This window comes from Sphingobacterium alkalisoli, assembly GCF_005049105.1.
Classification (GTDB): Bacteria; Bacteroidota; Bacteroidia; order Sphingobacteriales; family Sphingobacteriaceae; genus Sphingobacterium; species Sphingobacterium alkalisoli.
Genome location: NZ_SUKA01000002.1, coordinates 729,509 through 743,712 on the forward strand (window position 1 = coordinate 729,509; position 14,204 = coordinate 743,712).

Genomic DNA, 14,204 nt, shown 5'->3' on the forward strand with positions numbered 1-14,204 from the left:
ATGAGAAACGTGAGACTAAAAAATAGAAAGTTGGTTTGGTTTGGAAGGTTTGTTCTATTGTTTCTCTTACTGATTTTGGGAATAGAAAGTCGTGGGCAGACCAAGGTATTAGCTAATGAGGTGACTTATACCAGCGGGATAAATAAAATGACGTCTCTACTCGGGTGTGGTGCCCTTGGACTTGGAGCGTGTTTTGATCCAACGGTAGAGGATGCCCCTAACGCGTTAGTAGACGACGAATCGTATGCTCGTCTTTTGGCGTCTCCAGGGATATTAGCAGGCTTGGCATCGTATACGGGTGCTATCGAACTAAAGTTTCCACAAACTCTTGATGCTAATACCTGGTCGTACGTCCGGATCGCAGGTGATAATAGCCTTTTTGATGCATTATTAGGGGGGAGTCTTGGCGAAGTTTTAGGTGATGTATTAGGGGCGGTGTTGGTAGGGAATCAAGAAATAACGATCGATGCTAGATTGGGAGGAACTTCGGTGTTCTCTAGATCTTCTTCTGCTGGTTTTGGTTCAGATAGAGTCAAAATGTTAATTGACAAGAACGGAAACTACTATTTAGCAATTCGTCCCAATAGTAGTTACGATAGAATTCGAATTACGAACGCTACAGGATCCCTCGTTGGGATAGGTACCGAATATGCATTAGACGTTTTTAAAGCTTTTTATTATGAAGATAATGGAGAAAATTGTGGACTTCCGATGTTCACATCCTTCGACGGCGGTGGCATTTCCCTTTCCGTAGCGGACGTTGATAGTCTGTTTTTAAATAGAGCAATAGACAATGATTTAGATTCTTATTCTGAATTAAAGCAAGGTAGTTTATTGGATGTGCAAGTTCTGGGTACCTTATCACAGTTTTTCTATTTCCCAACAAGATCAGAAGCAAATCATACTTTCAATGTAAAGCTTTCGTTGGAACCTAACGACGGTATATTAAATGTTGATCTTTTGGGAGGAGTTCAAGTAATTGTCTATGATGGCACCCAACAAGTATATACCCGGACATTAAGTGGAGGATTGCTAAATGGGCTTGATATTTTACAATTGTTTCAAAATGGTGCTGCCGCCACATTGACTTTTAGTCCAGGTGCTGCATTTGATCGCATAGAAGTAAGACTAAATTCGCCAGTGGGGCTGAACTTGGCGGGTTCAGTTGTCCGTATCCACGATGTGCAGCGGTATAGTGGTATAGGTTCTTGCGTAAACCCAAACCGCATATTACGAACCATCTCCAATCCAATGATCCGAAGCCGACTCAAAATCAACTAAATAAGTATGAAGTGCATGCAATACATAGCCGTGGTATTGATCGGTTGGATATTAACTGCAAGGGAGGGGCATGCCCAGTCGGACTATGTAGGCTCATATGTTTCGGACAACTCCCCGCAATATATGGAGGAGGGTATGGCAAACCTTATTTTTTCGGAGACATTGATTATTGATGCCGATGCGGATTGGGAAATCCACGGGACGGTAGAAATCTGGTCACGTTATATTTATATACACCCAAGTGCCAAACTACATGGCACGGGTCGGTTGATATTGCACGATCCGGGACAGCATATTTATTACGATAATGTAGCACCATCAGCGACTTTGTTGGATGCAAATGGTAATCCAAATATCTCTCTTGCAATTGAACTGCGCAATAAAAACAACCTATTGCTTGCTGGATTTCAGCCCAATGGCTTTGATGCGTATGCCTCAAATGATCTTGTTTTAAACGCATCGCTTGATCTTGCTGTAGACGGTGCATGCGTAGAGTTGAACGGTAATAAACTAGGCCTAGGTAAAGGTGGTGACATTCAGAAATATTCCTCCCGTCGCATGATTATTACCGGTAATAAGGTCGAATCCCAATTGTATATCCACACAGATGCCAACCGTACGGCCGTGTTTCCCATTGGTATCGTGGAAGGAGATTATACACCCGCTATTTTGTCGCCGGAACGAGAGGTGGTATTGTATGCTTCTGTGCAGGATTATTCCAATGCAAATGTGGTACTGGATAATCGGGTAGGGATGGATCGCGTGTGGTATATTTATTCGGATCAACAGGTTAATACGGTGTACACTTTGCAGCATAATCAGCGCACAAACGGCACAATGTATATTGATCAGCAGGCAGGTATATGGCAATATGTAGGTGGAGACAGTTGGATTGCACAATCGACTGAGCAACTTGAAGAAGGCTTACATGCTATGCAGTTTCCTGTGGGAGTGCTGACAGATGCTTTAAAGAATTATTTTACTAAAGTAGTAGAGGATAAACGTGGGCCTGAAGCGATAGACGATCAGTCTTCCGTAGAAGTTGGAGGGGAAGTGCTTATTGCTATATTGGTAAATGACATAGTAGGTAGTAGTCCTATTTTGCTGGACCGCGTACGTATTTTGGAACAACCGCGGTGGGGAACTGTTGCAATTCTTTCTACAGGTGAAATTTTGTATGTATCGAATGTCAATCAAATTGGGCAAGACAAATTTGTTTACCTAATTGAAGATGAAAACGGACTGACATCACAGGCAGAAGTGTCGATAATCTTAACGCCAAGAGCGCTATTTATACCGAATGTCTTTACCCCTAATGGAGATGGTATTAATGATTATTTTGAGATACGAGGTATCGAAATATATGATAGAATCGAGCTGGTTGTGGTTAACCGCTGGGGTAATGAAGTGTTTAAATCAAGAAATTACGATAATAAATGGAATGGATCAAATTTAGAATCGGGCACCTATTACTATATAATGACCTTAGTGAGAGGGGGCAAGGAAACGGTCAGAAAGAGTTGGGTGTTGATTAAAAACGAATAATATTCCGGTACCTATTGTTATCCTAGCTAAGAAATATGTATAAATAAATGCGCGCGATAGTATGAAAATTAACGTAAATATTTTGCGTTAGCAAAATGAAGACTAGAGGCGGAGCACGATTGGAATTTTTTATTTTTCGACGATAGTTCTTTAGATTTAAGCAGAAGAATCATAAAAATAACTTTTTTATTCTTTTTGTGTTGAATGATTTAATCTAATCTAAGTGTTAAAACATGTATTTTCTTGTAGTTGTAAATTTACTTTATATAGTGTTTTTTTTCAATATAGGAAATATATGTTATTAATCACGTATAATAATGATGTATATTACATAATATGCAGCTCGAATTTAATCGGTTTTTTATTAAATAACGGTAAGCATTCGATTGCTTTTCTTTAAGAGAAATTTCAAGTGTTAAATTTTGTTAAATGAAAATTTAAATTAATCTTTTGTATTATAATTTTTCTCTAAAGTTTTATATATTTCTAATATTATATCCTTATTAATTTTTATAAAAAAATTTTTTTATTACATTATTTCTTCGTTAGATTTGTAATGGGTCAAGAGATTTTATCTAGGCCTGGAGTTATGAAAAACATATTATTAATATCAATGTCCAAGACTTTTGGTCTTTGGTATTAGCTTATACTACTTACTATCTATGAAAAACATCAAAACTGTGGACCTTAAACCAGGGATTCTGTCCCTGGGTAGGTACGTTCTATTGTTTATCTTGCTGATCTCGGGAATCACAAGTTACGGGCAGACAAAAGAGTATGCTACTGTTACCCCTAGTAGTGGAGCTGTAGCTGTTGGACTTCTTGGGTCCGGCAGCTCTGGTGTTGATGATCCTGGAAACGCTGCAAATAGTTCTGAAGCTAGTTTTGCTAAAATAACTTCTACAAGAGTTTTGGCAGGATTGGTTGGGTCCGGTGATGGCTGGCTGCAGTTGAAGTTTGAAAATGATTTACAACCGAATGACTGGGTTTATATTCGGTATTCGGGAATCAGTCAGACTGGGTTGACATTGGGATTGGGCTCTTTACTAGGAGCTCCTTCTAATTTTATACAGGCCACTCTGTATAAAAATGCAACTGCAAACGCAGGGAGTTCCGGACATGGAACTCTTTTAGGTAGCAGTGCCAATGTTAAGTTCGTTACAGATAATGATGGAGTTACGTATATAGCTGTTCAATCAACTGATAATGTCGAGGCTTTTAATTCCGTTAGAATTAGATTAACCTTTGCTGCTGATGTAAATGTTCTAGCTACTAGAACAATAAATATTCATTACGCTTACGCGGTATCAAATATACCGGATTGCGCGCCAGTGGCATATGCGGGAGATGGGGAAGCAAGTGGTGTAGGTTTGAATCTCGGAAGTTTATTAGGGGCAAGCAACCGTGTTGTGGAAAATCCTTCTTACGCAATTGACAACAATACATCAAATTATTCGGTTTTAAAATCTAGTTTATTATCTGTTGCAGGATCGTTTTCGCAAGGTTTTTATTTCCCATCTTCATCAGAAGCGAATTCGGTTCTAAAAGTACGACTGCAATTGAGCTCGGCTATAGCTGATGTTAGTTTGTTAGGAGGGTATTATATCCGCGCTTACGATGGAACGAATCCGACTCCTGTTTTAAATCAGCAAATTCAAGGCGGTTTAATTAATGGGTTAGATTTATTGGGGGCACTAAATTCAGGCGGTATTCTAACGATTCGTCTTAATGTGGCCCAACCGTTTGATAGGGTTGAAGTCGTGTTAGAAAATACAATCGGTGTTAGTATAGGTGCGGATTTACGCATTTACGGCGTAACGCGTTCAAGTGCGTCTTGTCCTGAACCACCTCCAACCGCAAATCCGCTGTTTGATCCGATGTGTGCGAATACAACAGTTGTTTCTTCTTTAAATGCGGATGATCCTCAATTTGCGGTCGATGATAATTTCGATAGCTACGCTACGCTACGCTCCGATGCAGGAATTCTTGTTGGTTTAGGAAGTAGGGCTGGTCATTTGGAAGTAAATTTCCCATCTGCAGTTCCGGCGCGTAAAACAACTTATATCCGTATAGATTATGATGAAGATATACTGAAATCGCTATTAGCGGGTAGTCTGGGGAACCTTGTTGGAGGCCTGGTAAATGGTTTGGTATTAGGTGATCATTTCTTCGAAGTAGAATTGAAGGATGGGGGTACGCAAACATTAAACACCTCGAGTGCTAATCTTTTTGATTCGTCGAATGGACAAGTTAGAATCGTACAAGATAAGACCGGTAGATATTATATTGCAATTAAGGCCGATCAACCGTTTACGAATATCCGATTAACGGATCGTACAACAGCTGTTGTTGGTTTGTTATCTGCCGACAAATACTTAAATGTCTACAACGTATGCTATGATGCAAGTGATGAAATATGTGATCCTGCATTCTCCACTTCTTATGAAGGAAGTGGTATTACATTGGACTTATTGCAACTTGGACAAACAGGTGTGTTGAACCCTGAACGGTCGATTGACGATGATACAAACACGTTCTCTGAAATCAATCTTGGTTTACTGGGGGTTGCTGGATCGATGTCGCAATACATCGATTTTAATTCCCTTAGTGATCCACAATCAGTTTTCAAAATAAAATTAGCAGTTAAAGCAAGTGCGACATTAAATGTAGACTTACTCGGCGCCTATGAAATAATTGCCTATAACGGCAATACAGAAGTTTACCGTAGATCATTAGGCGGTGGATTATTAAATGGTACAAACGTACTGGGTCTTCTTGGAGGAGGCAACCCAGGTACATTAACCTTCGCACCTGGAAAAGCGTTTGACCGTATTGAAATACGTGTTAACTCCCTAGTAGGTGTAAGCGCGTTCGAATCGTCAGTAGAGGTGTATGACGTGAAACGGTTTGGTCCTGCAGGATCTGGCTGTGAAGATCCGGATTTCAATTTGCCAACACCGACACCGACACCTTTTGAGGATCCATCGTGTGAAGCTACAGTAGTAGCATGGGAACATGCAGACTACCCTTATCTTGCTGCAGATGGTAATAATGAATCCTTTGCTACCTTGACAGCAAGTAGTGGTACATTGTTAGGCATGGGTGCATATAGCGGTTTCTTAGAATATGAGTTTCCGACAAGTATTCCCGCGAATAAAACCTCGTATGTGCGTATTGATATGGACGGTGATGTTTTGGATCGTTTGTTAAGTGGTACATTAGGTGTTTTGGTAGATAATGTCGGTGGTCTATTGTTGGGCGATCATTATTTCTCAGTGGAAGCCAAAACAGCTGAAACCGGAGGGACGACGGTATTAACAGGATCTAGTCAGTCGGGTTTTGTGAACGTAACTGGTGGTGATCTTCGTATCGTACAGGATAATATAGGTAGATACTATATTGCGATCACGCCGAATGCGGATTATCAAAATATCCGTATTACGGAACATTTCCCTTCGTTAGTTGGTCTGACACAGGATGTCGCTTCGATGAAAATCTTTGAGGCTTGTATGGAAATGGGTACAGACAATTGTCTTCCCGCTCAATTCACGTCTTTCGACCAATCAGGACTTTCATTAGGTCTATTGAATGGTGCTGGTGTTCAAAACGTAGACCATGCAATCAGTACTAACTCTTCTGATTATTCTGAAATCAGCACAGGAACGGTTGCTGTGGCAGCAGAAGTATCGCAACGAATTTATTTTAACAAGCTATCTACCGCAGGTGATACGCTAAAAGTACGTTTACAATTAGATCCGTCAAGCTTAGCGTCTGTAGATCTTCTAGGCAGATATAGCATAGTGACGTATAATGGTAGTTCAGTAGCGGAAACGTTTACACTACAACAGGGAGTAATCAACAACCTTAATTTGTTGAATCTTTTCCGTTCAGGTGGTATTCAGACGTTGACCTATCAAGCGGCTCTTCCATATGACAGAGTGGACGTAATTGTAGGATCAACAGCTAATGTAGCTTTGACTCCTTCGGTGCGTCTTTATGAGGTAAAACGTATCGGTGCCGGTTGTCCAACAACGACAACACCTTCTCCTTTTGAAAATCCAACTTGTATTACCACTGTAATTGATGCATCGAATGCTGATAATATTGATAACCTATTCGACGATGATTTTGATAGTCATGCAACATTGAATTCTGGTGCCGGGGTATTATTAGGACTTGGCAATCAGTACGAAGGTTTTGTAGAGCTTGGATTCGGTGAGAAAATTCCAGCAAATAAAACGGCTTATGTGCGTATCGATTTTGATCCGACATTATTAGATAATCTTCTGGGTGGTAGCATAGGAGGTACTTTGGCTAGTGTTGTAAATGGGTTGACGCTAGGAGATCATTATTTCTCTGTGCAAGCGAAGGATGGTTCAACGGTAGTACTTCAAGGAGGTAGTAACAATAATTTTGGTGATAATAACGATAGACTTCGCATCGTTCAGGATAACTTAGGACGGTATTATATTGCAATAACACCAACTGCAGAGTATGATGCGATCCGGGTCACGGACCACACCAATTCTTTATTAGGATTGCTGGCGCAGCCCAATTCTATGAATGTATATGGTGCATGTGTCGATAATCCATTGACGGATTGTCAACCCGTGTTTACCACATCGTACGATGCTTCAGGTTTGGCATTAACAGCATTAGGACTTGCTGGTTCGGGAGTGGATAATGCAGACCACGCGATCAATGCAAATACAACAGATTATTCTGAAATCAGTTTGGGTAATGTCGCTGTAGGTACATCTGTAAAACAATATTTTGATTTCCGTAAGAGTGCATTGCCAAGTGAAGTCGTGAACTTGACCTTACAGTACGGTTCAGGTGCTTTGGATGCAAACTTGATCGGTGGCTTGGAAATAATTGCATACAATGGTGCTACTCCAGTAGCAACTTTAGATGTACAAAGCCAATTGATTAATGGTCTAAATGTACTGGGTATTCTTAATAACGGGACGAAAGGTGTAGTTCCTTTTGCACCGGGCGTAGAGTACGACAAAATAAGCATAGGCTTAAGAGGTGTTTTGAATGTGAGCGCATTGCCTGCATTAAGGGTGTACGCAGTTGAGAAAGATTGTAATACGCCACTGTTCGACACTTGGAAGTCTTACCAAGAGACAAGCAGCGGAACGGCTGTCGCTAATGTTAAAGGTGATGAGGAAATTGAATATACCATCCATATTGCGAATACAGGTGCCGTAGCATTAACAAACTACCGCGTGGTAGATACCATTCCGGAATATACAACGTACGTTGCGGGTTCAGGAGGTGTATTAGTCGCAGACAGCGTAGTTTTTGAAAATATAACGATTGCAGTAGGTGACACGGCAAGAGTATCCTTTAAAGTTACCGTTAATGCGGACCTAACTGGTGCGACAAATATCAGTAACGTAGCTTATGTAAAAGAAAATGAAAACGATCCAGGTACGGGTACTGTGCCTCCGGCTGATCCTTCGACTCCTATAGCTGGTCCGGACGAGAACGTTCCTCCGGGTACGACAACAGATATACCTGTGGATCCGAATTCTTCGGTGTCGACTTGGAAAGGTTTTGGTATTGCTAACGGTACGAGTACAACTTCGGTTAGTGGTGGTGAAACAGTAACGTATACGATATATATAGCGAATACGGGTAACCAAACTTTAACAGGGGTATCAATTTCTGATGCCTTACCTGTCGGAACAACGTATGTATCCGGTGGTACGTTAAATGGTGCGTCTGTTGATTTTGCAGGAATCGATATTCCGGTAGGAGATACAGTAACGAGAAGTTTCGATGTATCGGTTCAAGATAATTTGACTGGTGTGACAGAAATCAGCAACGTAGCTGTAGTAACGGCTGCCGGAACACCGACGTCGACAGCACCTGCAGATCCAACTGATGCAACGGCTGGTCCTGCACCGGGAACAAACCCTGGTGATCCCACGTTGATTCCGGTTGATCCGACAGATGATCTCGTCGCTTGGAAAGGGTACAGTATCGCAAACGGTACATCTAACACCACGGTAAGTGGTGGGGAAGATGTAACGTACACGATTTATATTAAAAATGAAAGTAATCAGGATTTAGCGGGCTTGTCCGTATCCGATGCTATTCCTGCAGGTACGACCTATGTTTCGGGTGGTACATTGAATGGTAACACCGTTGACTTTACAAACATCAATGTAGCCTTTGGACAGACTGCATCTGTAAGTTTCGTGGTCAAAGTGGATGTGGACTTGACTGGAATCAATGCAATTAGTAATGTTGCACTAGTTAAAACAGATCTGTCTGATCCAGGTACACCGACAGTACCTCCAGCTGATCCTATGGATCCTCCGGCTGGACCTGATCCTAGTGCAACTCCGGGTGACCCAACCGAAATTCCGGTACAGGACATTTATACAATCGACTTGAGCTTGGCTGGCGTAAGTGATGGTGCGAACTCAGGACAAGCGCAAGCAAATGATGTAATTACCTATACGGTTACCATTACAAATACAGGAAATAAAGATTTAACAAACGTTCAGCTTGTTGACGCCATTCCGACGAATACGACATTGCTTGATGCGGTTGACTTTACCCAAAATGGTCCGAATGTAGAGTTAACCATTCCGACATTGGCCGTGGGTGCAACACAAACCTATACATTTACAGTAACGGTAGATGATCCACTTGATACTGGTGTTGTATTGTCTATCGACAATAGCGTAACTGCCAGCAATGCGGAGGTAAGCGAGACGGCAATACACAGTATGCCGACTGATTGTATAGAACTTGGATTAGCAAACTTAGACCTGACAACTTCCGTCGGACAGGTATGTATTGGTGGATCTGTTACCTTAAATGCCGACCTTTTGGGCGCAGCAGCGGGTATAGACCCAACTTTCATTAAGTGGTACAGTGGATTCAATGGCAACGCACTAAGTGGCTATTTAGGCGAAGGTGCTTCCATAGTAGTGACTCCGACACAAACGGGTACTGCAACTTATTATGCTATTATCGCGGGATCAGGTTTCTGTTTCGATAATCCTCCTGCGCAAGTGTCAGTCTCTGTAGATGCATTGCCAAACACACCGACAATAACGGCAAGTGCAGCTACAGTGTGTGAAAGTGAAACGATGACGTTAACTGCTATAGCGGGTGCTGCCAGCTATATCTGGTACAGAGGTGCTGATTTGTTAACAGAAACCTCAAATACATTGACAATCGCTTCTGCTTCTTTATCAGATGCAGGACAATATACAGTGATCGCTGTTAATGCGGCTAATTGTGAAAGTGCAGTTTCTGCACCGGTAACTATCGGTGTTACACCAAGAGCAACTGCAGCCGATGTCGCAGTGACAGGTAATGACCCAGTATGTGAGGGATCAGCGGTAACTTTAACGACAACTTCTACGCTGACGAATCCAATTTTCTATTGGTACGACAGTGCTTCTGCAACAACGCCAGAATTTACTGGACCTAGCTTGAATTTGGTGCCAAATGCGACAGTAACCTATTATGTTGCTGTATCGGGAGACGGTGTTTGTGAGAGCGCAATTGCGGATCGCATTTCGGTAACCGTTACGGTAAATCCAGCTCCGGTAATCGTGTTTAACGAAGCATCTTCTTATGCAATAGAAATAAACGAAAGTGTTGCTGTGCCAACGTACAATACCGAGGCCGGTGTGACTTACCAATGGAAAGATCAGTCGGGTGCCGACTTTAACGGAACGACCTTCGGACCTTTTACTTCTCCGGGTACGCATGTTTATACCTTGATCGGAACAAATACACTTTCGGGCTGTCAAACAGCTGCGAGTGTAACTATCCGTGTATTCAATCCGGGCGAATGTCCTCCGGTATATACCAGGGTATATGGAAATGATGCGTCGCAATATGATGTAACTAAACTGTTGTTTGTTAACTTGGGTTCCGTAACGAATCCAACCCAAGCAGCAGATCAAAATGTGGCAACATTTAGTACACTGACAGAGGTGGCTAATGTAGCCGGACTTTTGGGACAAACTTACCAGAACATCAAATGGACTGGTAGCCCAATTGCTGCTGGTACTCCTGTAACCGTGAAATTAGGCAAGACCTTAACTGTTGCACAGCTTGCCGGTGGTATCCGTGTTCAGCCAATCAATGCTGCAGGAAATCCAGTTGGTGTATCGCATCTTGTCGATGGAGACTTAGTCAACATCGTTGCTGGCGAGAATATTTTTGATTTCACCTTCGTTCCAACAAATGCAAGTGGACAGCAAGTAGTTTATAGTGGAGTGAAAGTTTACTTATCTGCTTTAGCTACTGTAGCACAGTCTGTAAATCTATACGAAGCGTATTACCATACTCCAGGTACGCCAGATTGTGACGAGCCGAATGGCGTGATCGATGTGTTAAGTGGTATCGAGCGTCCAATCGGAGGTGTAGGTGCATTGAATGGTTTAGTCAATGTTGTCGATGCTGCAAATGCAGTGGATGGTAGTGATGGAACGTTTGCAGTGCTCAACAATGCGGTTGGTGTTAACGCGTATACCCGCTTAGAGGTATTGTATAGTACACCTGCACTTGCTGGCGATACGCTGACCATCAGAGTTGGAAAACCATCGTCACTATTGACAGTAGGTTTGTTAGAATCCTTTACGATTCAACCTTACCTAGGCAATACAGCGGTAGGTGCACCAATCCATAACGATGGAACGCTATTGAAGATCACGCTTCTTGCCGGAAACGAGCAAGCTGATGTAAAATTCATCGCTAACGCGCCATTTGATCGCGTGAAGATTCTATACGGTGGTGTAGCTTCTGTACTGGATCAATTGCAGGTGCATGAGATTACACGCACGATTCCTGCTGTTGTCGCAGGACCAAATGGCGATAATAAATTTAAAATATGTCCGGAAGGTGATATTACTATCCCGGTTCCAGATAATTGTACAACATACCAAATCTATGATGCTCCTACAGGTGGTAATATGGTAAATGTTACCGAGCTATCAGAGGGAATACATACTTTATATGTACAAACTATACGTTTTGGTACTTGCGAAACTGGTGAAAGAACACCAATCGAAGTTAACGTAAACGAACTACCTGCAATCTCCTCTCAACCGCAAAGTGTGACGGTTGATGCAGGGACGACAGCGACGTTTACAGTAGCATTAAGCAATACCGCGTTACCTGTTACTTACCAATGGCAAACATCTACAGACGGTGGTGCAACTTGGCTAGATATAACCAACGCTACTACTGCTTCTTTTGATGTTGTAGTTCCTGCAACTCAAACGGAAGGCATTTTTGCAAGTTACCGCGTATTGGTGACTTCAATAGATGGAGGATGTACGGTTGAATCCGCTCCTGCTATTCTTAATGTTGTTAAGAACTACGGTTTCGACGACGATGCAATTACTAAAATAGGAGATGCACCTACAGCTACAGCCGGTGAAGCATACAGTTATACGGTTACTGTAGAGAACCAAGGTCCATCTGTGATTGAAGCGGGTACTGTACTTTACTTACAGGATGTTGTTTCGGCCGGACAGACCCTTACCGGCATTACCTCAACAGGTGGTACAGTAAGTGCAATCGGCGCGACGGGTGAGTTCACCTTTACGCCTGGGACTGCTATCGCCGTTGATGGTACGTTCAGTCTTACGGTTACTGTCAATGTAGATGCGGCAATCACTGCGGATATTATCAATAACACAATTAAGATTTGGAGCGAAGATCCAGCGGGTGACTATACTACACCAGAGGGTACAGCTACTACACCTGATATTCCGGTAGACCGCGACTACGGATGGGGTGATCCGGATGCAGTTAAGAAAGCCGGTGATGCACCTACAGCTACAGCCGGTGAAGCATACAGTTATACGGTTACGTTGACAAATAAAGGTACGTCTACGATCCTTCCAGGAACTATGTTGTATTTACAGGATGCAGTGAGTGCCGGACAGGTGATCAGCGGTATCACTTCGAGCAATGGTATGGTGGGTACGGTAGCAGGGGACGGTTCGTTCACGCTTGAAGTGGCGACAGCAGTTGCGCCTAACGAGAGCCTAACGCTTACGGTAAGTGTAGATGTAGCAACTGACATCGTAGCTGATGTAATCAATAACACAATCAATATCTGGAGCGAAGATCCAGCGGGCGACTATACCACACCAGAGGGTACAGCTACTACACCTGATATTCCGGTAGACCGCGACTACGGATGGGGTGATCCGGATGCAGTTAAGAAAACCGGTGATGCAGCTACTGCAACGGCCGGTGAAGCATACAGCTATACGGTTACATTGACAAATAAAGGTGCGTCTACGATCCTTCCAGGAACTATGTTGTATCTACAGGATGCAGTGAGTGCCGGACAGGCGATCAGCGGTATCACTTCGAGCAATGGTATGGTGGGTACGGTAGCAGGGGACGGTTCGTTCACGCTTGAAGTGGCGACAGCAGTTGCGCCTAACGAGAGCCTGACGCTTACGGTAAGTGTAGATGTAGCAGCTGACATCGTAGCTGATGTAATCAATAACACAATCAATATCTGGAGCGAAGATCCGGCTGGTGACTATACTACACCAGAGGGTACAGCTACTACACCTGATATTCCGGTAGACCGTGACTACGGATGGGGTGATCCGGATGCAGTTAAGAAAGCCGGTGATGCACCTACAGCTACAGCCGGTGAAGCATACAGTTACACGGTTACGTTGACAAACAAAGGTACGTCTACGATCCTTCCAGGAACTATGTTGTATCTACAGGATGCAGTGAGTGCCGGACAGGTGATCAGCGGTATCACTTCGAGCAATGGTATGGTGGGTATGGTAGCAGGGGACGGTTCGTTCACGCTTGAGGTGGCGACAGCAGTTGCGCCTAACGAGAGCCTAACGCTTACGGTAAGTGTAGATGTAGCAACTGACATCGTAGCTGATGTAATCAATAACACAATCAATATCTGGAGCGAAGATCCAGCGGGTGACTATACCACACCAGAGGGTACAGCTACTACACCTGATATTAATGTAAATAGAGTATCTAATTTTAGCGTTTCTAAGACAACAACTGCTACCAGTGCTATCGCCGGAGAGAGTGTTGACTTCAAAGTGGTACTGACCAACAACGGTCCGTCTACCGCTAAGACAGGACATGAAGTGATTATCACTGAAAAACCTGACGGGCTTGTTATCGCAGGTGGCGACATCACGGTGACAAGCGGAAATGCTACGTTCGACGGAGTATACGACGCAGCTACCGGAGTGTTCACGATCGAAGTGAGCAACGAGGTCAATGTGGGCGGTACGATCGAACTGAATATTACAGGTCATGTTCCTGCGAATGCTACGGGTACGGTTAAGAACGGTATCGAAGTAGATGACGATGAAGACGAGACGCCACCGATC

At 43.1% G+C, this 14,204-nt stretch carries 3 protein-coding genes; all 3 read left to right on the forward strand.

The features are described 5' to 3' along the window. Positions 1-1,281: a hypothetical protein gene (locus FAZ19_RS08775; protein WP_136820328.1), complete on the forward strand. Its 1,281-nt coding sequence runs from the start codon at positions 1-3 to the stop codon at positions 1,279-1,281. A gap of 15 nt (positions 1,282-1,296) precedes the next feature. Further along, a complete protein-coding gene (locus FAZ19_RS08780) occupies positions 1,297-2,826 on the forward strand; it encodes a T9SS type B sorting domain-containing protein (RefSeq protein WP_169305613.1) in 1,530 nt (509 codons plus the stop codon). Between the two features lie 662 nt (positions 2,827-3,488). Next, the coding region (locus FAZ19_RS08785) for an Ig-like domain-containing protein (protein ID WP_211245463.1) at positions 3,489-14,204 on the forward strand (10,716 nt) is incomplete at its 3' end.